Here is a 20971-nt window from a genome sequence, read left to right as displayed (position 1 = left end):
GGGGCTCGGCCAGACCGGCCCACATCCAGCGGGTACGGGGCTGGACGAGGGGCCCCGTCCAGGACTTCAGCCGCCGTGGGTCTTGCGTTTGGCCACTTCGGGCGGCAGCTCTTTCGCCTGCAGCTCGCGCACCTGCGCGACGAGCTGGTTGTGGGCGTCCAGGAAGGCGGCGGCGATGACCTTGCCCTCGTTGGAGTTGCTCCAGCCGGCACCTGCCGCGCCGCCCAGCTTGCCCAGCATCGCGCCGCTGACGCCGAGGTCCGTCACTTCCACCGAACCGGTGGACGCGGCGACCTGCTCGGTGGTCTCGTTGTCGGTCAGCAGCAGCGCGGCCTGCGCCTGCTTGAGCTTGACGTGCTCGGCGGCACCGACCAGCTTGTTGAGCACGGGAATGGCCGCCAGGATACCGCCGATCTGCCGGCCGGCGTCCTGCTCGCTGAAGGTGAGGCTGGGCGTGAGGCTGTACTGCGCCTCGTAGCCCTTGCCCTTGGCGACCGTGTTGCCCTGCTGGCGCAGGATGCCGGCGTCTTTGAGCTCCTGTTCGCGCACCGTGGCCTTCAGGCCCGAGGCGCGGTCCACCACGCGAAAGCAGCCGCTTTGCTGCGCCAACAGCCGCACCAGCGGCACGGGGCTGGACGGCAGCTGGTAGCTGCTGGAATAAGCGTAGCCATTGGGGTTCTCGACCAGCGCCAGAGTCGCCACCGGTGCATCGCACTTCACAAGCTCGCGGCTGGCATGGTGGGCACCGGCCGGGCCCGCGGACCCACTGATGACCGAGCCGCCATCGCCGAGCGACGTGGACGACTTGCCGCAGCCTGCCAGGAGCAGGGGCATGGCCAGCAGGAGTGCAGTGGGCAGCGCGGAGCGGACGTTCATGAAGCGGGACCTTGGGACCTTTGAGGACGAATGCGCGAGTCTGCCGCGAACCCCGCCCTTGCTTGCCCCAGGGACGGGGGACAGGCCCCCGGGGTGCGGGGCCTGTCTCGGCTCACGGGCCGTACAACACCATCTGCGTGCAGCGGAACAGCGCGAGCGTCTTGCCCGTGACGCAGTGTGTGACGACGGCGTCCCAGACCTGCGTCGTCCGGCCCAGATGCACGGCAGTGGCCACGCAGGCGACGGTGCCGTCACGCGCGGTGCCGAGGTGGTTGGACTTCAGCTCGATCGTCGTGAACCCGGTCGCGCCGTCCGGCAGGCTGGCCATGCAGCCGAAGCCGGCGCAGGAATCGGCCAGCGTGACGATGCTGCCCGCGTGCAGAAAGCCGTTCGGCGCCATCAGCTCGCGGCGCACCCGCAGCTCGGCACGGACCTCACCGGGACCTACGTGGGTGAAGTCAATGCCGAGCAGGCCCGGCAGATAGGGGGCGCCAACATCGTTGAACCGGGCGGGATCGGTCATGTAACTCTCCTTGGCCCGCGATGCTAGACCCATGATGAAGGCCGGCTCATCGGCCGGCCCTCGAGTCGCGCGAGACGGATGCGTCAGGTGCGCTGGAGCGACGCCTTGAGCATGTTGTCCAGCATGTCCAGCGTCTCGGCCAGGTGGGCCCGCGTCTCCGTCGAAAGCCCCGGGCGGGCCGCTGCCACGCGCAGGTCGCGCGCCAGCTGGGACGCGTGATAGCGCGCCATCGAGAAGGCGTCCGCGTAGACAGCGGCGCCATTGGTGGCCCGGTTCAGCTGCCCCTGCAGGCGGCGCAGGTACTCGCGCTGCAGGCTGCGGCGCATGCGGTCGATCTCGCCGCCGGTCTTCACCTCGCTGAAGATCGCGCTCTGCAGCGTGCCGTACACCTCGCTGAGCGACACCGCCCCCTTGCGCTGCGCCTCGGGCAGATAGGCACTCTGCTCGATGAGGCGGCGCGCCGTGTTGGGCGACATCAGCCGGTCAAGCACCTGGGCCTGCAGCGCGGCGACGGCGTCGGGGATGGCCAGCGGCAGGCCGCGATCCCATTCGTTGTAATCCAGCGGCTGGCTGGCCAGGAACTCGGGGCTGAACTTGAAAGAGTTGCTCGACAGCAGGCCGGTGGCGATGAAGCGCAGCGCCTCGCGCTGCTGCGCGCTGTCCACCGGCTTGAAGGCCTGGCCCGGCGTTACACCCGGCACGATGCGTTCGGCGTAGATGCCGCCGACGTACTTGCTGACGTTGTGCGCCGTCATGCTCAGCTGGCGGAAGGATTCGGCCACCGAACGGCGGTTGCGCAGCGGGTCCTCGCCCGGCTCGGGCTTGCGGGCCTGCACGCGCTCCCACAGCTCCTGGCTGAGCTTCAGGCGCTTCTTCGCGTAGGCCAGGGGGTCGTCGCCCAGGTCACGCTGGTTGCTGCGCGGGTCGAAGCCGTCGTAGGGGCCGCCGACGCCCTGGTCGAAGTCGTCGCCGTAGGCCAGTTGCGGCTCGGTCGAACGGGCCGCGATGCGGCCAAGCTCAGCGGATTCCTGTTCGGCCGGGATCTGCTTGTAGGCGTACTCGATCGCCCAGTAGTCATAGGCGCCGAGCGTCGTGTTGGTCAGGCTCGCGCGCGGCTCGCCGCGCAGCGGCAGGTTGAAGGCGTTGTAGTCCATCACCGAGTTGGAGATGCCATGCGCCTCGGTGTAGGCCTTGTCTCGCAGCTGCGCCTGCGTGACGGTCGTGGACGAACGGAAGTTGTGCTTAAGGCCAAGCGTGTGGCCCACCTCATGCATGATGACGTCCTTAACGACGGCCTGGGCCAGCGCATCGGCCTCCGGGCCGGTCATGTCGAAGCCTTCGCGCAGCGCCAGCAGGTCCAGCGCAAAGCCGAGTTCATGCGCCTGGTCGGCCATGTAGCGGCACTGGTCCTCGGCCAGCTGGTGGCTGCGGTCACCCATCCAGCTGCTGAAGCTCTGCTGGCCGGGCGGCACGTCGTCGGTCGCCAGGCGCCGGGCGCCGCGGCCGAACACGTCGCTCATACCGATGTCGGCGTCGAGGATCTCGCCGCTACGCGGATCGCGGTTGCTCGGGCCGATGGCGAAGCCGACGTCAGCGCCGGTGAACCAGCGGATGGAGGCATGCGTCGCGTCCATGTTGTCCCAGTCGGCGTCGTCGGGCTGCTGCTTGACGACGATGGCGTCCTTGAAGCCGATCTTCTCGAAAGCCTTGTTCCACTCCAGGATGCCGGCCTTGACGGATTCGCGGTACTTGGCCGGGATGTCCTTGTCCATCCAGTACGTGATCGGCTGCACGGGCTCCGACAGCGCTGCGGCCGGGTCCTTCTTTTCCAGCCGCCAGCGCGCCACCATGTGCACACGCGGGTTGGCCCGCACGTCGGCGCCGAGGTTGCTGTAGCTCTCGGTGAAGTGACCCAGGCGCAAGTCCGCGGCGCGGGCGGCCAGCGGCGTTTCGGGCAGTGCGCGGAAGTTGTAAACGAAGCTGAAGAACATCGAGCGCGGATCCGGCACGGCCTGCGGCGGCGGTGGCAGCGGCACGGGAATCGGCACCAGCGGCGGCGCCGGGATGCGCGGCGTCGCGAAGTGCACGCGCGCCGTCAGCGTCGACAGCTGGGCATCAGCCCGCGTGGATTCGATGAAGGAGTTCTGCCGGTCGGGGCCGTAGGGCAGGCGGAACGCCTGCTCAAGGCGCGTGGAGTAACCAGGGATGTCACCGAGCAGCAGCCCCGACGCATCCACGAGGACCGACTTGCGGTCCGGATGCTCGGCACTGGCCACGCCGCCGGACGTGATGAGGCTGGGGGAGAAGGACTGGTCCAGCGCGAGCTTGCTGTCGTCGCTGTCGGAGCGGTAGCGCGTGTTCAGCGCGACGAGTTGCACATGGTTGCCAATGCGCCGCCATTCGGCCAGTTCGTCGCCGATCATCTGGCTGGCATAGAAACCGCGCTCGCCGATGGAGTTGGCAACATTGACGCTGAACAGGAACGGCTTGTTGAACTGCTCCTTGGGAATCTCGATCCAGACCTTTTCGTCCTTGCGCCAGATCGGGAACAGGCCTGGCTGCTCCTTGGCACCCTTGATGACGTCGGCAAACGGCTTGGGGGCCGACGGGTCCGCGGGTGGGCGGGCCGCAGGCGCCGAGGCCGCGCTGGCGGGGGCCGACGCAGCGCCGCTGGGCGCGGGAGGGTTCTGGGCCTGCGCCTGGGTGGAGGCGATGGCGGCCAGCGCGAGTAGCACGGCCGAGGCTAGGGCAGTGCGGGGCATCCGAATCATGCGAAGCGTCCGAAGGAGGGAAACCTGACACTGTGGCCGCGGGCGACACTGACGTCAATTGGGTGCCGGCGCCGTCGCGGCCGCACAAAACTTCACATCAAAACTTCCGTCATGGATCTCACGCATCTGCTCTACCTGCACGGCTTCCGCTCCTCGCCGGCCTCCGCCAAGGCGCGGCGCATGGCGGCCTGGGCCGCCGCCCGGCCAGGGCTCGTGTTCGTCTGTCCGCAGCTGCCCCCTTCGCCGCTGGACGCGATGGCGCTCGCTACGGCGCTGGTGGCGCAGTGGCCTTCTGATGGCGCCGCCGTGATCGGCAGCTCGCTGGGCGGCTTCTACGCGACGGCGCTGGCCGAACAGCCGGCTCACCGCCGATGGCGCGTGGCGGTGCTGAACCCGGCCGTCAACCCGGCACGAGACCTGGCCCGCCACATCGGCGAGCTGACAACCTGGCACGACCCGGCGCTGAGGTTCGATTTCACGGTCCAGCACGTGGCCGAACTGGCCGCGCTGACACCGCCCCCACGGCTGACCACTCCGTCACGCTACTACGCGCTGATCGCCAAGGGCGACGAGCTGCTGGACTGGCGCGAGATGCTGGCCCGCTACGCCGGCTGCGACGGCGAGGTGCTGGACGGCAGCGACCATGGGCTGACCGACTTTGAGGCGCACCTGCCTGGTCTCGTCGGCCACCTCACCCGCTGAGGCGACAATCGCCCACTTATGTTTGCGCTGTTTGACGACGCCGGGAAATTCCTCGCCGGCCGTGTGATGAGCGAGGCCGACGCCTCGCTGCAGGTGGAGCTGGACTCGGGCAAGCGGGTCAAGGTCAAGGCTGCCAACGTGTTGCTCAAGTTCGAGCAGCCGGCGCCTGCCATGCTGCTGGCCGAGGCCCGAAAGCTGGCCGACGACATCGACCTGGATCTCGCGTGGGAGTTCGCTCCGGAGGGCGACTTCGGCTTTGCCGACCTCGCACGAGACTACTTCGATGCCAAGGCCGGCGTGGTGCAGCAGGTCGCCGCGCTGATGCGGCTCTTTGAGGCACCGCACTACTTCCGTCGGGCCGGCAAGGGTCAATTCAAGAAGGCGCCGGAGGAAACCGTCAAGGCGGCTCTGCTGGGCATCGAGCGCAAGCGCCAGCAAGCGCTGCAGATCGAGGCCTGGGCCGACGAACTCGCGCAGGGCCGCTGCCCGCAGCCCGTGCAGGACCAGATCTACAAGATCCTCTTCAAGCCCGACAAGAACGGCCCGGAGTACAAGGCCGTCGTCGAGGCTAGCAAGCGCAGCCAGCGCGCGCCGCTGGACCTGCTGCAGGCCGCTGGCGCCATCACTAGCCCCTACCAGTTCCACTGGAAGCGCTTCCTGTTCGAGAACTTCCCCAAGGGGGTCGGCTTCCCGCAGCTGACGGCGCCGGAAATCAAGGACGAACTGGCGCTGAGCTCCGTGCGGGCCTTTTCCATCGACGACTCGCAGACCACCGAGATCGACGACGCGCTGTCGGTGCAGGGCCTGGGCAGCGGCACCGTGACGTTCGGCGTGCACATCGCCGCGCCGGGGCTGGCCGTCGCGCCGGATTCCGCTGTCGACAAGGTGGCCCGCGAGCGGCTGTCCACCGTCTACATGCCGGGCTGGAAGCTGACGATGCTGCCCGACGAGGTCGTGCAGGCCTACACGCTGATCGAGGGCCGCGACTGCCCGGCGGTGTCCATCTACTTCACGATGGACGAGGCGACGCTGGAGATCACCACGCGCGAGACGAAGCTGGAGCGCGTCCACATCGCCGCCAACTTGCGACACGACAAGCTGGACGGCATCGTCACGGACGCGACGCTGTCCGGCGAGGCGCCGGCCGACTACGCGTTCGCGCAGGAGCTTGCCTTCGCCTGGCGGCTGGCCCGGCACCTCAAGGCGCAGCGCGAGGTCGTGCGCGGCAAGCCCGAGACGTTTAACCGGCCCGACTACAACTTCCGCCTGGCCGGTGAACGGATGGAACCGCCCAACGGCACGGAATCCGTCGAAATCACCGTGCGCGCCCGCGGCAGTTCGCTGGACCTCATCGTGGCCGAGGCCATGATCCTGGCCAACTCCGCCTGGGGCGGCTGGCTGGCCGAGCTGGGCCTGCCGGGCATCTACCGCAGCCAGGCGAGCCTCGCCCCGGGCATCAAGGTGCGCATGGGTGTGAAGGCACTGCCGCACGCCGGCATGGGCGTCGCGCAGTACACCTGGGCCACGTCGCCGCTCAGGCGCTACGTGGACCTCGTCAACCAGTGGCAGATCATTGCCTGTGCCCGGCATGGCAAGACGGCCGCGCTGGCGGCGCCGTTCAAGCCCAGGGACGCCCAGCTGTTCTCCATCATCTCGGCCTTCGAGTCGGCCTATGCGGCCTACAACGGCTTCCAGAACGCCATCGAGCGCTTCTGGACGCTGCGCTGGCTGCAGCAGAACGGCACAACCGAGCTGACCGCCTCGGTCATGAAGGAAGGCCTGGTGCGCGCCGACGACCTACCGCTGGTGTTCAAGGCGCTGGGCTGCGAACCGCTGGCCCGGGGCAGCCATGTGCGCGTGCGCATCACCGGCCTGGACGAAATGACGCTGGATGTGCACGCCACGCTGGTGGAGCGACTGGACGAGGCCGTCGCAGCCGAAGCGGAAAGCGACGAGGACGAGCTGGAGGCCGCGGCCACGCCCATCGCGCTGGCCATCGACCTCAACGACAGCAGCAGTGAGGCCGACACCTCGGCCGCCCCGCAAAGCTGATGCGCAAGCCGAGCACGCTGCAGATCGCGCTGGCGTTCTCGCTGGGCGTGCACGCGGTGCTGCTCAGCCTGCGCATCGCGGCGCCGGAGGCGTTCAACCGCATCTTCCAGGACACGCCGCTGGAGGTCGTGCTCGTCAACACGCGCTCCAACGAGGCACCCGTGAAGGCCACCGCGCTGGCCCAGGCCAACCTGGCTGGCGGCGGCAACATGGAGACCGGCCGGGCCACGTCGCCGCTGCCACCGGCACGGCAGAACGAGGTGGGCGACGCGGCCGAGGCGCAGCGCACGCAGATCTCCCAGCTGCAAGAGCAGCAGCAGCAGTTGCTAACGCAGGTGCGCCGCGAGCTGGCGCTGCTGCCGCCCCCCGACCCGCGCCGTGAGAAGACGGACGACGTCGAGCGCGCCCAGGCCGAGAAGCGCCGCCAGCTCGTCGACCTGCTCGCCGAGATAGAGAAGCGCGTCAACGAGGAGAGCGCGCGGCCGCGCAAGCGCTACGTCAGCCCGGCCACACGCGAGGCGGTCTACGCGCAGTACTACGACGCGCTGCGCCGCCGCATCGAGGAGCGCGGCACGCGCGACTTCCCGACCTTCCGTGGCCGCAAGCTCTACGGTGAGCTGACGATGAACATCCACATCGACCACAAGGGCCGCGTCATCGAGACCGAAATCGTCGCCACCAGTGGCAGCGTGACGCTGGACCGGCGCGCCATCGCCATCGTGCAAGCCGCGTCACCCTTCGGCAACTTCACGAAGGAGATGCTCAAGGGCGCCGAGGTTCTCGTGATCACGTCCCGCTTCCGCTTCACGCGCGACGACGGCCTGGAAACCAGCTTGACCGCACAACCATGACCCCCGACCGCTACGCCGTCGTCGGCAACCCCGTCGAACACAGTCGCTCGCCGGCCATCCACGCGATGTTTGCCGAGCAGACCAGCCAGTCGCTGACTTATGAACGCCTGCTCGCGCCGCTGGACGGCTTCGAGGCCGCGCTGCGCACATTCGTGGCGGCCGGCGCGAAGGGTTGCAACATCACCGTGCCATTCAAGTTCGACGCGTTCGCGCTGGCGGCAACATGCACCGAGCGCGCGCGGCTGGGCGGCGCCGTCAACACGCTGCGCTTCGACGCGGACGGCTGGGTGGGCGACAACACCGACGGCGCCGGCCTCGTCAACGACATCCAGAAGAACGCCGGCCGCCCGCTGGCCGGTATGCAGGTGCTGCTGGTCGGCGCCGGCGGCGCGGCAGCCGGCGTGCTGGGCAGCCTCATCGCCGCTCGGCCCGCGCACATCACCGTCGTGAACCGCACGGTAGATAAGGCGCAGGCGGTCGTCGCGGCACACGCCCACCTCGGCCAGACCCTGAATGTCGGCCTGTCCGCCGCAACGCTGGCCGACGCGCCGGCGGCACAGGACATCGTCGTCAACGCCACGAGCACCAGCCTCGCCGGCGCGGCGTCGCCCGTCGATGCCTGCGTGCTGAAACCCGGCACGCTGGCGCTGGACATGATGTATGGCCCCAAGGCGCAGGGCTTCCTGGACTGGGCCGCCTCCCACGGCGCCAAGCCGCGCGACGGCCTGGGCATGCTTGTCGAACAGGCCGCCGAGGCCTTCTTCTTCTGGCGCGGCGTGCGGCCGGACACGGCGCCGGTGCTCCGCGCGTTGAGGACGGCGCCTTGAGGGCCAGGCCATGACGCGACATATCGGCCGATTGCTGGCCGTGCTGGCGCTGGCCGTGCTGTGCCTGCAGCTGTGGTTTGCCGGGCGCATCCTCGTCATGCGCTGGGTGGCGCCGCAATCCACCAGTTTCCAACGCAGCGAGGCGCTACGGCTGCTGAAGGAGAAGCAGCAGGTGCCGTGGGCGCAGCAATGGGTGGACGACGCACAGCTCGCCACGACGCTCAAGCGCGCCGTCATCGCCAGCGAGGACGACTCCTTCGCTCAGCACGGCGGTGTGGACTGGGATGCGCTGCAGGGCGCCTGGAAGAAGAACGAGAGGGCCCAGGCCCGTGCCGAGGCGCGTGGCAAGGCGACGGCCAAGGTCATCGGTGGGTCAACGATCACGCAGCAGCTGGCCAAGAACCTGTTCCTGTCCGGCGAGCGCACGCTGCTGCGCAAGGGCCAGGAGCTGGTGCTGACGCTGATGCTGGAGGCGCTGCTCGACAAGCGACGCATCCTGGAGATCTACCTGAACAGCGTCGAATGGGGCGAGGGCCTGTTCGGCGCGCAGGCCGCGGCGCGGCACTACTTCCGCACGGATGCCGCCCGGCTGGGGTCCATGGAGGCGGCCCGACTGGCCGTCATGCTGCCGGCGCCGAAGCGCTTCGAGCGACAACCCGGCTCGGCCTACGTGATCGGCCGTGCAGGCATCATCACCAGCCGCATGAACAGCGCCCAACTGCCTTGAGGCCTGACGAGACGTGACCGACACCCTGGAAATCGCCTCCGCTGCCGCCCGCCTCATCGTCGATGAAGGCATGGACTGGGGCGCTGCTAAGCAGCGCGCCGTCCGCGACCTGGGCCTGACGCGCTCGGCCGCCCTGCCCGGCAACGACGAGGTGGAGGACGCCGTCCGCGAACACATCGCCATCTTCCACGCCGACACCCAGCCGGCCGAGCTGCGCGCGCTGCGCGAGTTGGCCGCTCAGTGGATGGCGCGGCTGGCCGAGTTCCGCCCGCACCTGACCGGCGCCGTCTGGCGGGGCACGGCCACTCGCCTGTCCAACATCCACCTGCAGCTGTACTGCGACGACAGCAAGGCTGCCGAGATCGCCCTACTGAACCGCGGGCTGAGCTTCGACATCGCCGAGACCAGGGCCGGCCGCGGCCGCTCCGTAGACATGCTGCTGCTGGACGTGCCCTGCCCGGCGCTGCAGGAGCGCGTGACCCTGTGCCTGACGATCCTGGACTTTGACGACCTGCGCGGCGCGTTGAAGCCGGACGCGCGCGGATTGACCGAACGCGGCGACCTTACCGCACTGCAACAACTGCTGGACAACGACGCATGACCCCCATGACCCGACGGCTCATCCTGGCCGGTGCCGGCGTCGGTGCGGCGGCGCTGGGCGCATCGCTGGCCTGGCGCAAGCTGAACCCGCCGGTCGCGTCCCCGCTGGCACAGGCGTTCTGGGCCAGGCGCTTCCCCGGGCTGGACGGCGCGGAGCTGGACGTGGCCCGCTGGCGCGGCAAGCCGCTGCTCGTGAACTTCTGGGCCACGTGGTGCCCACCCTGCGTGAAGGAACTACCCGAGATCAACCAGTTCTACGGCGAAGCCAGAGCCAAGGGCTGGCAGGCGCTGGGGCTCGCGGTGGACCAGGCGGGGCCGGTCAAGGCCTTCCTGCAGAAGACACCGTTGGACTTCCCCATCGCGCTGGCCGGCGCGCAAGGCCTGTCCCTCGTGCGAGAGCTGGGCAACCCGTCAGGCGGCCTGCCGTTCTCCGTCGTCTTCGACGAAACGGGCGAAATCAGCTGGCGTCGGCTGGGCGTCACTCATCTGGCGGACCTTCGCGCGCTGATTTCGGCCTAAGCCTCAGAAAAACCCCTATCCCGCGCTGAAACGAGCCGCAAAACGCGTAAAGTTCGCCCTTCCTCAATTTAGTGGCGACCCTCTAGGCTTCCAGCTGTCCGGGTTGCCACGCATTTGATGCAAGTTCTCGTCCTGCATGGCCCCAACCTCAACCTGCTGGGCACCCGCGAGCCCGAGGTCTACGGCGCGCAGACCCTCGCACAGATCGACGCCGAACTGAGCGCGATAGCCCAAGATGCCGGCGTGACGCTGGTCAGCTACCAGAGCAACCATGAAGGCGCGCTGGTCGATCGCATCCAGGCCGCACGCGCCGACGGCACGCGTTTCATCGTCATCAACCCAGCTGCGTACACGCACACCAGCGTGGCCATGCGCGACGCGCTCGCCGGCGTGGCGCTGCCGTTCATCGAAGTTCATCTGTCCAACATCCACCGCCGCGAACCCTTCCGCCATCACAGCTACTTCAGCGACCTGGCGGTCGGCGTCATCTGCGGCCTGGGTGTCAGTGGCTACCGCCTGGCGGTCCGCCACGCCCTCGAATCGTTGGGAGCCGCCAGCGCCTGAGCGCTGGCCTCCTGTCTCTTCCCACAACAACAAACATCGCCTGGAGCCATGATGGACCTGCGCAAGCTCAAAACCCTGATCGACCTGGTCTCGGAATCGAACATCTCCGAGCTGGAAATCACCGAGGCCGACGGCAAGGTCCGCATCGTCAAGTCCGACCCAGCTGCTGCAGTGGCGCTGCAACCGGTCTATGCACCGGCAGCCGCGCCTGCGGTCACCGCCGCCGCCCCGGCCGCGCCGATCGCTGCCGCCGCGCCGGCCGCCGCACCCGTGGAAACCGGCCACATCGTCAAGTCGCCGATGGTCGGCACGTTCTATCGCGCCTCCAGCCCGCAGGCGAAGCCCTTCGCGGACGTGGGCCAGCAGGTCAAGGAAGGCGAGGCCATCTGCATCATCGAGGCGATGAAGATCATGAATGAGATCGAGGCCGACAAGAGCGGCACGATCACGAAGATCCTGGCCGAGAACGGTCAGGCCATCGAATTCGGCCAGCCGCTGTTCGTCATTGAGTAAGGACTTCGGATGTTCAAGAAGATCCTGATCGCCAGCCGGTGCGGTCGCGCCCTGCGCGGTCGTGCCGCTGGCACGGCAGACGGCGCAGCTCGCACAGCCAACCTGGGCGATGGAGCCGCGTGACCATGTTCAAAAAGATTCTCATCGCCAACCGAGGCGAAATTGCCCTCCGGATTCAGAGGGCGTGCCGCGAACTGGGCATCAAGTCCGTCGTCGTCTACTCCGAGGCTGACCGAGACGCCAAGTACGTTCGCCTGGCCGACGAGGCCGTCTGCATCGGCCCCGCGCCGTCGGCGCAGAGCTACTTGAGCATGCCCGCCATCATCGCGACGGCCGAAGTGACCGACGCCGAGGCCATCCACCCCGGCTATGGCTTCCTCAGCGAGAACGCCGACTTCGCCGAGCGCGTCGAGCGCAGCGGCTTCACCTTCATCGGCCCGACACCCGAATCGATCCGCCTGATGGGCGACAAGGTCTCGGCCAAGCAGGCCATGATCCGCGCCGGCGTGCCCTGCGTGCCGGGTTCTGAAGGCGCGCTGCCCGAGGATCCGAAGGAGATCATCAAGATCGCCCGCTCGGTGGGCTACCCGGTCATCATCAAGGCGGCCGGCGGTGGCGGCGGGCGCGGCATGCGCGTCGTCCACACCGAGGCGGCCCTGGTGCACGCCGTCCAGACGACACGGGCCGAGGCCGGCGCCGCCTTCGGCAACCCCGAGGTCTACATGGAGAAGTTCCTGGAGAACCCACGCCATGTGGAAATCCAGGTGCTCGCCGACACCTTCAAGAACGCCGTCTGGCTGGGTGAGCGCGATTGCTCCATGCAGCGCCGCCACCAGAAGATCATCGAGGAGGCGCCCGCCCCCGGTATCCCGCGCCGCACGATCGAGCGCGTGGGCGACAGGTGTGCTGCCGCCTGCAAGAAGATGGGCTACCGCGGTGCCGGCACCTTCGAGTTCCTGTACGAGAACGGCGAGTTCTACTTCATCGAGATGAACACGCGCGTGCAAGTCGAGCATCCGGTGACGGAGATGGTCACCGGCATCGACATCGTCCAGCAGCAGATCAAGATCGCAGCGGGCGAGAAGCTGCCGTTCACGCAGCGCCAGATCGAGCTCAAGGGCCACGCCATCGAATGCCGTATCAACGCGGAAGACCCTAACAAGTTCACGCCCTCGCCTGGTCGCATCACGATGTGGCACGCGCCCGGCGGCCCCGGCGTGCGCGTCGACTCGCATGCGTACACGAACTACTTCGTGCCGCCCAACTACGACAGCATGATCGGCAAGATCATCGTCCACGGCGACACCCGCGAGCAGGCGCTGGCCCGCATGCGCATCGCGCTGAGCGAGACCGTCGTGGAAGGCATCCAGACCAACATCCCGCTGCACCGCGAGCTGATGGCCGACGCCAAGTTCATCGAGGGTGGCACCAGCATCCACTACCTCGAGGGTTGGATGGCAGCCCGCAAGCGATGACTCGATGAGCAACCTTTTTGAGCTGGCGCTAGTCTGCCGCGAAGCAGACGTCGAGATCGTCAGCGATGCGCTGATGGAGATCGACGCGCTCGCCGTGTCCGTCGAGGACGCCGATGCCGACACCGAGGCAGAGCGGGCATTGTTCGGCGAGCCGGGCATGCCGGCACCCAAGGCCGGCTGGGAACGCTCCGTAGTCAAGGCCCTGTTCCCTGCCGAGCCCGAAGCCACCGAGGCCGCCACGCTGATCCTGGCGCAGGACTGGGCGGCGGACGTGCATGTGCAGGCCATCCAGGCGGTGCCCGAGCAGGACTGGGTGCGGCTGACGCAAAGCCAGTTCGCGCCGGTGGAGATCACGCCGGCGTTCTGGATCGTGCCGAGCTGGCACGAGGCGCCGCCGCAGGCGCGGTGCGTCATGCGGCTGGATCCTGGCCTGGCCTTTGGAACAGGCACGCATCCGACGACGCGGATGTGCCTGCGCTGGATTGCCACGCACGCCGAGGCGGCGAAGAGCCGCTCACAAGGCGCCTCACCCACCTCGGCGGGCGGTTCGTCGAACGGCCATGGGGGCTCCAATGTCTCGTGGCCGCGTGTGTTGGACTACGGTTGCGGGTCGGGCATCCTGGGCATCGGCGCTGCCTTGCACGACGCAAAGTCCATCGACGCCGTGGACATCGACCCGGCCGCCATCACGTCATCGCGCGACAACGCCGCCGCCAATGGCGTGACGCTGAACGTCGGCCTGCCCGAACTGGCCCGCGGCGAGTACCCGCTGGTCATCGCCAACATCCTCGCCTCACCGCTGAAGCTGCTCGCGCCGCTGCTGTGCGCCCATGTCGCGCCCGGCGGCCATCTGATTCTCGCCGGCATCCTCCAACGGCAGGCCGATGAGCTCAAGGCCGCCTATGCGCCCTGGCTGACGCTCGACGTCAGCGACCTCGAGGACGGCTGGATCCTGATGACGGCACAACGGCCCGCATGAGCTTCGCGACGCGCTGCACCGCCTGCGGCACGGTCTTCAGGATCGTCGAAGACCAGCTGCGCGTTTCAGATGGCTGGGTGCGATGTGGGCGCTGCGCCGAGATCTTCGATGCGCGCGAGCTGCTGTTCGACATCGAACGGGAAGCCCCGCCGCCCTGGCCGCCCGCCTTTACGCCGGCCGCTGTCGTGGAGCCTCCTCCACCGGCGCCTCTGCCGCCACCCCCGCCTCCCCCGCCCCCTCCGCCAGCACCGGCCGAGCCGGTGTGGATGCCACCGCCCGAACCAGAGCCGCAAGCCGATGCGCTACCCACCGGCTGGCCGGATGGAAACACTCGCCAGGAGCCGCGTTGGGTTGACGTGCCCGACGCCACCGCAACGGCCCCTGCGCCACGGGCACCAGCCAACGCGCCGGAGCCATCACCAGTTGTCGCCGAGCCATCCTCGGCGGCCGTGGTGCCGGAATTCATGCGCCATGCCCAGACCACAGCGAAATGGAAACGACCGAGCGTCAGGATCGCGCTGGCGGGACTGTCGTTGCTGCTCATTCTCGTGCTGGGGCTGCAGATGGCACTGCAGTTCCGCGACGCCATTGCCGCACAGCATCCGCCGCTGCGCGGGGCACTGCAGGTTCTTTGCGGCACGTTCAGCTGCGAGGTGCGGCCCTGGCGGCATATCGAGGCGCTGAGCATCGAATCCACGTCGTTGAATCCCGTCGGCACCACTGCCTACAAGCTCAACCTGCTGCTGCGCAACAAGTCTGCCGTGGAGGTGGCCGCGCCGTCGATCGAACTGAGCCTGACGGACGCCAGCGGAGCCCCCTTCGCTCGCCGCGTGATCGGACCGGAAGCGCTGACGCCGGCGATGCGGGTCGTCGGGCCCGAGTCCGAGCAGCCGCTGTCGTTCAGCTTCAGCACCAACGGCCAGCACGTCAGCGGCTACAGCGTCAACATCTTCTACCCCTGATCACGGGCGACTCGGGCCGCCTGCATGGGCGCTGACGCCGCGGCACGGCAGGCGTTCCAGACAGGAATGAAAAAGGCTCTTTGCGCATTGGTTAGTGACGAGCTCAAACACCAATGGCCAAAGCCAGGAATGGCGAGGGTTGGCAAGGGTTGGCGAAGAGATTGGGCTGACCGGTGCGGGGCTCGAAACCAGCCTAGGCAGCTGGCCAGGTACGAACTGGCCACGCCGTTGAAGCCGCGCATCCAGTTCTTGAGCCTGGCGTGATACGCGTTGGCGTTCTGGATGTGCCACGCGCCCTGCACGCGCTGCCCCTTGGAGAGGTTCAGCGCATGGTGCTCGACGCCCAGATGCCGGACCGCCGCACCCAGGGAGACGCTGCAGTCCGTACAAAGCCCTACGTCCGAGGCCAAACACCGGAACCAGCGCTGCGACGGTCGCTGCCTTGCCTGCTCGCGCCAGGATGAAGTCAACCGTTGCGCCCGAACGGTCGCGCGCCACCAACACAGGCTCCTGTTCATCTGACAGGCCCCGCTTGGCACCGCTAACCATTCCCCTTGCCGGGCTGATAGAGGACTTTCACCACCGGGTAGGTGCGCCCTGCCGGGCGCACCCAAGAAAAAACCCGGCGCCGCAGGACGGGCCGGGTTTCCGCAGCAATCGCGAGGGGCGGTCGGAACCGCCCGCTCGGACAGGCGCTTAGGGCTTGTTGCCCGTGGGGAAGGGCCACGCGGCTTGCGGGCTCAGCGCGGTCTTGGCCGCGGGAGCTGGCGCAGCAGCGGCAGGCTTGGCCGCAGGGGCAGGCTTGGCGGCAGCCTTCTTCGGAGCCGCGGCCTTCTTGGCAGCGGGCTTCGCAGCAGGCTTGGCGGCCGGCTTGGCAGCAGCCTTCTTGGCCGGAGCAGCCTTCTTGGCGGCGGGTGCAGCAGCCTTCTTCGCGGGCGCAGCAGCCTTCTTGGCCGGAGCGGCCTTCTTCGCGGGCGCAGCAGCCTTCTTGGCCGGAGCGGCCTTCTTCGCGGGCGCAGCAGCCTTCTTGGCCGGAGCGGCCTTCTTCGCGGGCGCAGCAGCCTTCTTGGCCGGAGCAGCCTTCTTCGCGGGCGCAGCGGCCTTCTTGGCCGGAGCGGCCTTCTTCGCGGGCGCGGCCTTCTTGGCCGGGGCTGCCTTCTTGGCGGCAGCCTTCTTCACCGGGGTTGCAGCGGCCTTCTTGGCGGCAGCTTTCTTCACCGGAGTCGCAGCAGCCTTCTTGGCGGCAGCCTTCTTCACCGGGGTTGCAGCAGCCTTCTTGGCCGGAGCTTTCTTCGCAGTTGCCATGGTTTTCTCCTTGATCAAGGGACAAAAACACCGTCCCGCACGGACCGGTCCGTGCAGATACGGCTATTCACCGTCCGAGAGTCGCTCAGGAGGAACGCCTCGGTACGGTGAATGGGATCGCCATGCAGCCCCGCCACGTCTTGCGTGCTGATGCGGGTTTCGCTCGGTGACTGCATTGGCCAGGTCTTGATCTTGTTGCGGCCGGGACTCAGTCCCAGCTCAATGCCCCGCCCGACTGGTACTCGATGACGCGGGTCTCGAAGAAGTTGCGTTCCTTCTTCAAGTCGATCATTTCGGACATCCACGGGAAGGGGTTTTCTTCGTTCGGGAACAACGCATCGAGGCCGATCTGCACCGCACGCCGGTTGGCGATGAAGCGCAGATAGCCCTTGAACATCGAGGCGTTGAGGCCCAGCACGCCGCGGGGCATGGTGTCCTCGGCGTAACGGTATTCCAGCTCGACAGCCTTGACGAACAGCGCCTTGATCTCGGCCTTGAACTCGGCCGTCCACAGGTGCGGGTTCTCGAGCTTGATCTGGTTGATCAGGTCGATGCCGAAATTGCAGTGCATCGACTCGTCACGCAGGATGTACTGGTACTGCTCGGCGGCGCCCGTCATCTTGTTCTGGCGGCCCATCGCGAGGATCTGCGTGAAGCCGACGTAGAAGAACAGACCTTCCATCAGGCAAGCGAAGACGATCAGCGACTTCAGCAGCGTCTGGTCCGTCTCGGGCGTGCCAGTCTGAAAATTCTTGTCCATGATCGCGTCGATGAACGGGATCAGGAACTCGTCCTTGTCGCGGATGGACTGGACTTCGTTGTAGGCGTTGAAGATCTCGCTCTCGTCCAGGCCCAGGCTCTCGACGATGTACTGGTAGGCGTGCGTGTGGATCGCCTCTTCGAAGGCCTGGCGCAGCAGGAACTGGCGGCACTCCGGCGCCGTGATGTGGCGGTAGGTGCCAAGCACGATGTTGTTGGCGGCCAGCGAGTCGGCCGTGACAAAGAAGCCGAGGTTGCGCTTGATGATGCGGCGCTCGTCTTCGGTCAGACCGTTGGGATCCTTCCAGAGCGCGATGTCGCGGCTCATGTTCACTTCCTGCGGCATCCAGTGATTGGCGCAGGTGGCGAGGTACTTCTCCCAGGCCCACTTGTACTTGAACGGCACCAGCTGGTTGACGTCGGTCTGGCCGTTGATGATGCGCTTGTCGGCCGCTTTCACGCGGCGCGCAGTGGACAGTTCGCCGGACAACGAGGGTGCGGCGGTGGAAGCGGTGGCCGCGGCAGTGGCGGCGATATCAGCCGGCATCAGCGGTGCCGAGGGCTGTGCCGCAAGCTTGGCTGCGGCCGTGTTGTCGGTGGACTGGATGTCTTCGTCCCAAACCAGCATGGTGTGCTTCCTATAACTTCGGATTATCGGCAGGCCTTGCGCAAATGAACAAGAACTCGTTGCGCGAATTTGCGCCTATCGATCGTGCTTTGTTGCGCGAGGGCATCGAAAACTGCACGCTCCAGCTTGTCTATACAAGCTGGAGCGCGTGCTCCGACTTACTGGCAGGCCTCGCAATCGGGGTTGTCGATCGAGCAGAACTTCATGTCCGTGGCCGGCAGCTCCGGCTCGACGACAGCGACCGGCGCGGCGGCCTGGGCCGTCACCGGCGCGGCGCCCGACGACACCGCATTGAGCTGGCCCGAACGCGTGACCGTGCTCTTCTCGGCTTGCGTCGCGCTGATCGTGCGGAGGTAGTAGGTCGTCTTCAGGCCGCGCTGCCAAGCAAGCTTGTAGGTCTCGTCGAGCTTCTTGCCCGATGCGCCGGCCATGTAGATGTTCAGGCTCTGCGCCTGGTCGATCCACTTCTGGCGGCGCGCGCCGGCTTCGATCAGCCACGAGGTGTCGACCTCGAAGGCCGTCGCGTACAGCGCTTTGATGTCCTCGGGCACACGGTCGATGCGGCGCAGCGAGCCATCGAAGTGCTTGAGGTCCATGACCATCACGTCGTCCCACAGGCCAAGCGCCTTCAGGTCACGCACTAGCGATTCGTTGATGACGGTGAACTCGCCGGACAGGTTGGACTTGACCGACAGGTTGCCAAAGCAGGGCTCGATGGACGCGTCGACGCCGATGATGTTGGAGATCGTCGCGGTCGGCGCGATGGCCACGCAGTTGCTGTTGCGCATGCCGAAGCTGGCGATGCGGGCCCGCAGCGCGTCCCAGTCCATGCTCACGGAGCGGTCCACATCGACGTAGCCGCCGCGGGCCTCGGCCAGCAGGTCCAGCGAGTCGATCGGCAGGATGCCACGGTCCCACAGCGAGCCCTTGTAGGACGAGTAGCGGCCGCGCTCCTCGGCCAGCTCCGTCGACGCCCAGTAGGCGTGGTAGCAGACGGCCTCCATCGAACGGTCGGCGAACTCCACGGCCGCCTCGGAGGCGTAGGGCGTGCGCAGCTGGTACAGCGCATCCTGGAAGCCCATGATGCCCAGGCCCACCGGGCGGTGGCGCAGGTTGGAGTCACGCGCCTTCTTGACGGCGTAGTAGTTGATGTCGATGACGTTGTCGAGCATGCGCATGGCCGTGCGCGTGGTCTTCTTCAGCTTTTCCTGGTCGATGGCACCGTCCTTGATGTGCTGAGCCAGGTTGACGGAGCCGAGGTTGCAGACGGCGATCTCGCTGTCGTTGGTGTTCAGCGTGATCTCGGTGCACAGGTTGGACGAGTGCACGACACCCACGTGCTGCTGCGGGCTGCGCACGTTGCAAGCGTCCTTGAACGTGATCCAGGGATGGCCCGTCTCGAACAGCATTGACAGCATCTTGCGCCACAGATCCTTGGCCTGCATGCGCTTGAAGAGCTTGATCTCGCCGCTGTCGACCTTGCGCTCGTAGCCGACGTAGGCCTCCTCGAACGCCTTGCCGAACTTGTCGTGCAGGTCCGGGCAGGTGGACGGGCTGAACAGCGTCCAGTCACCGCCCTCAATGACGCGCTTCATGAACAGGTCGGGAATCCAGTTCGCCGTGTTCATGTCGTGCGTGCGGCGACGGTCGTCGCCGGTGTTCTTGCGCAGGTCCAGGAACTCTTCGATGTCCAGGTGCCAGCTCTCCAGGTAGGCGCAGACGGCGCCCTTGCGCTTGCCGCCCTGGTTCACCGCCACGGCCGTGTCGTTGACGACCTTCAGGAACGGCACGACGCCTTGCGACTTGCCATTGGTGCCCTTGATGTGCGAGCCGAGGGCTCGCACCGGCGTCCAGTCGTTGCCCAGGCCGCCGGCAAACTTGCTCAGCAGCGCGTTCTCCTTCAGCGCCTCGTAGATGCCATCCAGGTCGTCGGCAACCGTCGTCAGGTAGCAACTGGACAGCTGCGAGCGGCGCGTACCGCTGTTGAACAGCGTCGGCGTGCTGGACATGAAGTCGAAGCTCGACAGCACTTCGTAGAACTCGATAGCGCGGGCTTCGCGGTCGATCTCGTTCAGCGCCAGGCCCATGGCCACGCGCATGAAGAAAGCCTGCGGCATCTCGATGCGCGCGTCGGCGATGTGCAGGAAGTAGCGGTCGTACAGCGTCTGCAGGCCGAGGTAGTCGAACTGCAGGTCACGCTCGGCCTTCAGCGCGGCGCCCAGCTTGACCAGGTCGTACTGGCCCAGCTTCTCGTCCAGCAGTTCGGCCTTGATGCCCTTCTTGATGTAGCCAGGGAAGTACTCGGCATATTGCTGGGCCATCTCGGCCTGCGTGACCTCGCCGCCGATGATCTCGCGGCGGATCGTGTGCAGCAGCAGGCGGGCCGTGGCGCGGCTGTAGCCGGGGTCCTTCTCGATGAGCGTGCGCGCCGCCAGGATGGCGGCCTTGTAGACCTCGTCGATGGCGACGCCGTCGTACAGGTTGCGCTGCGTCTCGGCCAACACGGGCTCGGGGCGGACGTCGGCACCGAGGTTCTCGCACGCGGAGGCGATCAGCGACTTCAGCGCACCGAGGTCCAGCGGGCGGCGCTCGCCGCGGTCCACCACCATCAGCTGCGGCTCGGAGGCGCGCGCGGCCTCGCCATGTGCGGCACGCTCCTGCGCGCGACGCTCGCGGTAGAGCACGTAAGCGCGGGCCACGTCGTGCTGGCCGCTGCGCATCAGGCCCAGCTCGACCTGATCCTGCACATCCTCGATATGGAAGGTGCCGCCGCTAGGACGCGAACGCAGCAGTGCGCGCACGACGTTCTGGGTCAATTGCTCGACCGTCTCCCGCACGCTGGCCGAGGCCGCACCGCTCGTGCCATGCACGGCCAGGAAGGCCTTCATCAGCGCCACGGCGATCTTGCTCGGCTCGAAGGCCACGACGGCGCCGTTGCGGCGAATGATCTGGTAGGCCTGGTAGCTCGTGGACGCAGGCTGGGCGGCGGCGGGCGCGTCGGATTCAAACGCGACTGGTGCGGCAATGGCGGGGGCCAGGCCGGAGACGGCTTGTTGCATGAGGGAATCCTTTATCGAGAAACTGCAAGGCGATGCGCGGCCGCAACCCGGGGGCGGGCCTTCGCATCGAGGGGGGCTTGGAAACGGGTGGTGAATCCCCGCCGCTCCATGACTCGGCCGGCTTCGCGGCGCGCTTTCCGGGTGCGTGATGCCTGGCAGAAAACCTCGGCGAACAGCACGTCCAGAAAGATGATCATGGGGGCGACTGGGTTAGCAGGATAGCACGAGGGAACACTATATATGTGGCACTCAGCACCCTCAAGCACTACGGATAGTGTG

19 protein-coding genes and 1 pseudogene are annotated in these 20971 nt (G+C 67.3%); 12 read left to right on the top strand and 8 right to left on the bottom strand.

The annotated features are described in order from the left end of the window. Window positions 1-66 precede the first annotated feature (66 nt). From LXT13_RS00945 to LXT13_RS00935, 3 genes are all read right to left on the bottom strand, one after another. Window positions 67-876 (bottom strand): CsgG/HfaB family protein, encoded by an 810-nt coding sequence (locus LXT13_RS00945; RefSeq protein ID WP_233369726.1) that lies wholly within the window; start codon window positions 874-876, stop codon window positions 67-69. A gap of 112 nt (window positions 877-988) precedes the next feature. Then, complete coding sequence (locus tag LXT13_RS00940; protein ID WP_233369725.1) at window positions 989-1399, bottom strand: PaaI family thioesterase; 411 nt, start codon at window positions 1397-1399, stop codon at window positions 989-991. Window positions 1400-1482: 83 nt separating this feature from the next. Continuing rightward, window positions 1483-4161: a zinc-dependent metalloprotease gene (locus LXT13_RS00935; RefSeq protein WP_233369724.1), complete on the bottom strand. Its 2679-nt coding sequence runs from the start codon at window positions 4159-4161 to the stop codon at window positions 1483-1485. Window positions 4162-4281: 120 nt separating this feature from the next. Here LXT13_RS00935 and LXT13_RS00930 point away from each other — a divergent pair, with 120 nt between their 5' ends. From LXT13_RS00930 to LXT13_RS00875, 12 genes are all read left to right on the top strand, one after another. Next, window positions 4282-4872: a YqiA/YcfP family alpha/beta fold hydrolase gene (locus LXT13_RS00930; protein WP_233369723.1), complete on the top strand. Its 591-nt coding sequence runs from the start codon at window positions 4282-4284 to the stop codon at window positions 4870-4872. A gap of 18 nt (window positions 4873-4890) precedes the next feature. Next, a complete protein-coding gene (locus LXT13_RS00925; protein ID WP_233369722.1) occupies window positions 4891-6924 on the top strand; it encodes a ribonuclease catalytic domain-containing protein in 2034 nt (677 codons plus the stop codon). Beyond that, entirely contained in the window at window positions 6924-7775 is an 852-nt protein-coding gene (locus LXT13_RS00920) for an energy transducer TonB (protein WP_233369721.1), read from the top strand. The genes LXT13_RS00925 and LXT13_RS00920 overlap by 1 nt, the downstream gene beginning before the upstream one ends. Further along, a complete protein-coding gene (gene aroE / locus LXT13_RS00915) occupies window positions 7772-8602 on the top strand; it encodes a shikimate dehydrogenase (protein ID WP_233369720.1) in 831 nt (276 codons plus the stop codon). The genes LXT13_RS00920 and aroE overlap by 4 nt, the downstream gene beginning before the upstream one ends. 10 nt (window positions 8603-8612) lie before the next feature. Then, on the top strand, window positions 8613-9329 hold the full coding sequence (mtgA, locus tag LXT13_RS00910; RefSeq protein WP_233369719.1) for a monofunctional biosynthetic peptidoglycan transglycosylase: 717 nt from the start codon (window positions 8613-8615) through the stop codon (window positions 9327-9329). Between the two features lie 70 nt (window positions 9330-9399). Continuing rightward, window positions 9400-9930 carry a hypothetical protein gene (locus LXT13_RS00905; protein WP_255719220.1) on the top strand — a complete coding sequence of 177 codons (531 nt, stop codon included), beginning with the start codon at window positions 9400-9402 and terminating at the stop codon, window positions 9928-9930. A 5-nt stretch (window positions 9931-9935) separates the two neighbouring features. Next, entirely contained in the window at window positions 9936-10448 is a 513-nt protein-coding gene (locus tag LXT13_RS00900; RefSeq protein WP_233369717.1) for a TlpA disulfide reductase family protein, read from the top strand. A gap of 114 nt (window positions 10449-10562) precedes the next feature. Further along, on the top strand, window positions 10563-11012 hold the full coding sequence (gene aroQ, locus LXT13_RS00895; RefSeq protein WP_233369716.1) for a type II 3-dehydroquinate dehydratase: 450 nt from the start codon (window positions 10563-10565) through the stop codon (window positions 11010-11012). A gap of 51 nt (window positions 11013-11063) precedes the next feature. Next, window positions 11064-11525: an acetyl-CoA carboxylase biotin carboxyl carrier protein gene (gene accB, locus LXT13_RS00890; RefSeq protein ID WP_233369715.1), complete on the top strand. Its 462-nt coding sequence runs from the start codon at window positions 11064-11066 to the stop codon at window positions 11523-11525. Window positions 11526-11650: 125 nt separating this feature from the next. Continuing rightward, window positions 11651-13000 carry an acetyl-CoA carboxylase biotin carboxylase subunit gene (gene accC, locus LXT13_RS00885; RefSeq protein ID WP_233369714.1) on the top strand — a complete coding sequence of 450 codons (1350 nt, stop codon included), beginning with the start codon at window positions 11651-11653 and terminating at the stop codon, window positions 12998-13000. A 4-nt stretch (window positions 13001-13004) separates the two neighbouring features. Continuing rightward, window positions 13005-13979 (top strand): 50S ribosomal protein L11 methyltransferase, encoded by a 975-nt coding sequence (locus LXT13_RS00880; RefSeq protein WP_233369713.1) that lies wholly within the window; start codon window positions 13005-13007, stop codon window positions 13977-13979. Further along, window positions 13976-14941, top strand: a complete 966-nt coding sequence (locus tag LXT13_RS00875; RefSeq protein WP_233369712.1) for a zinc-ribbon and DUF3426 domain-containing protein — start codon at window positions 13976-13978, stop codon at window positions 14939-14941. Before LXT13_RS00880 ends, LXT13_RS00875 begins: the two co-directional genes overlap by 4 nt. A 128-nt stretch (window positions 14942-15069) precedes the next feature. On the opposite strand, the pseudogene LXT13_RS00870 reads toward LXT13_RS00875, so the two are convergent. From LXT13_RS00870 to LXT13_RS00850, 5 genes and pseudogenes are all read right to left on the bottom strand, one after another. Then, a pseudogene (locus LXT13_RS00870) lies at window positions 15070-15484 on the bottom strand (IS1595 family transposase); the annotation flags it as partial. Between the two features lie 153 nt (window positions 15485-15637). Continuing rightward, a complete protein-coding gene (locus LXT13_RS00865) occupies window positions 15638-16246 on the bottom strand; it encodes a histone (protein ID WP_233369711.1) in 609 nt (202 codons plus the stop codon). A gap of 208 nt (window positions 16247-16454) precedes the next feature. Next, window positions 16455-17633: a ribonucleotide-diphosphate reductase subunit beta gene (locus LXT13_RS00860; protein ID WP_233369710.1), complete on the bottom strand. Its 1179-nt coding sequence runs from the start codon at window positions 17631-17633 to the stop codon at window positions 16455-16457. 158 nt (window positions 17634-17791) lie between these two features. Continuing rightward, window positions 17792-20692: a ribonucleoside-diphosphate reductase subunit alpha gene (locus tag LXT13_RS00855; RefSeq protein WP_233369709.1), complete on the bottom strand. Its 2901-nt coding sequence runs from the start codon at window positions 20690-20692 to the stop codon at window positions 17792-17794. An 11-nt stretch (window positions 20693-20703) separates the two neighbouring features. Then, window positions 20704-20889, bottom strand: coding sequence for a hypothetical protein (locus LXT13_RS00850; protein ID WP_233369708.1), 186 nt, complete (start codon window positions 20887-20889; stop codon window positions 20704-20706). Window positions 20890-20971 lie beyond the last annotated feature (82 nt).

It is taken from the genome of Pelomonas cellulosilytica (genome assembly GCF_021353265.1).
Taxonomy (GTDB): Bacteria; Pseudomonadota; Gammaproteobacteria; order Burkholderiales; family Burkholderiaceae_C; genus Pelomonas; species Pelomonas cellulosilytica.
The sequence above is the reverse complement of the archived record's forward strand: the minus strand, read 5'-3'. Positions and strand labels throughout refer to the sequence as shown.

What these genes read in the sequence shown, in the direction of transcription:
- LXT13_RS00930 (WP_233369723.1), top strand. Translation starts at nt 4,282, where the DNA reads ATGGATCTCACGCATCTGCTCTACCTGCACGGCTTCCGCTCCTCGCCG.
- LXT13_RS00935 (WP_233369724.1), bottom strand. Translation starts at nt 4,161, where the DNA reads ATGCCCCGCACTGCCCTAGCCTCGGCCGTGCTACTCGCGCTGGCCGCC.
- LXT13_RS00900 (WP_233369717.1), top strand. Translation starts at nt 9,936, where the DNA reads ATGACCCGACGGCTCATCCTGGCCGGTGCCGGCGTCGGTGCGGCGGCG.
- LXT13_RS00940 (WP_233369725.1), bottom strand. Translation starts at nt 1,399, where the DNA reads ATGACCGATCCCGCCCGGTTCAACGATGTTGGCGCCCCCTATCTGCCG.
- LXT13_RS00855 (WP_233369709.1), bottom strand. Translation starts at nt 20,692, where the DNA reads ATGCAACAAGCCGTCTCCGGCCTGGCCCCCGCCATTGCCGCACCAGTC.
- LXT13_RS00865 (WP_233369711.1), bottom strand. Translation starts at nt 16,246, where the DNA reads ATGGCAACTGCGAAGAAAGCTCCGGCCAAGAAGGCTGCTGCAACCCCG.
- LXT13_RS00925 (WP_233369722.1), top strand. Translation starts at nt 4,891, where the DNA reads ATGTTTGCGCTGTTTGACGACGCCGGGAAATTCCTCGCCGGCCGTGTG.
- LXT13_RS00880 (WP_233369713.1), top strand. Translation starts at nt 13,005, where the DNA reads ATGAGCAACCTTTTTGAGCTGGCGCTAGTCTGCCGCGAAGCAGACGTC.
- accC (WP_233369714.1), top strand. Translation starts at nt 11,651, where the DNA reads ATGTTCAAAAAGATTCTCATCGCCAACCGAGGCGAAATTGCCCTCCGG.
- LXT13_RS00945 (WP_233369726.1), bottom strand. Translation starts at nt 876, where the DNA reads ATGAACGTCCGCTCCGCGCTGCCCACTGCACTCCTGCTGGCCATGCCC.
- mtgA (WP_233369719.1), top strand. Translation starts at nt 8,613, where the DNA reads ATGACGCGACATATCGGCCGATTGCTGGCCGTGCTGGCGCTGGCCGTG.
- LXT13_RS00905 (WP_255719220.1), top strand. Translation starts at nt 9,400, where the DNA reads ATGGACTGGGGCGCTGCTAAGCAGCGCGCCGTCCGCGACCTGGGCCTG.
- accB (WP_233369715.1), top strand. Translation starts at nt 11,064, where the DNA reads ATGGACCTGCGCAAGCTCAAAACCCTGATCGACCTGGTCTCGGAATCG.
- LXT13_RS00860 (WP_233369710.1), bottom strand. Translation starts at nt 17,633, where the DNA reads ATGCTGGTTTGGGACGAAGACATCCAGTCCACCGACAACACGGCCGCA.
- LXT13_RS00850 (WP_233369708.1), bottom strand. Translation starts at nt 20,889, where the DNA reads ATGATCATCTTTCTGGACGTGCTGTTCGCCGAGGTTTTCTGCCAGGCA.
- LXT13_RS00875 (WP_233369712.1), top strand. Translation starts at nt 13,976, where the DNA reads ATGAGCTTCGCGACGCGCTGCACCGCCTGCGGCACGGTCTTCAGGATC.
- LXT13_RS00920 (WP_233369721.1), top strand. Translation starts at nt 6,924, where the DNA reads ATGCGCAAGCCGAGCACGCTGCAGATCGCGCTGGCGTTCTCGCTGGGC.
- aroE (WP_233369720.1), top strand. Translation starts at nt 7,772, where the DNA reads ATGACCCCCGACCGCTACGCCGTCGTCGGCAACCCCGTCGAACACAGT.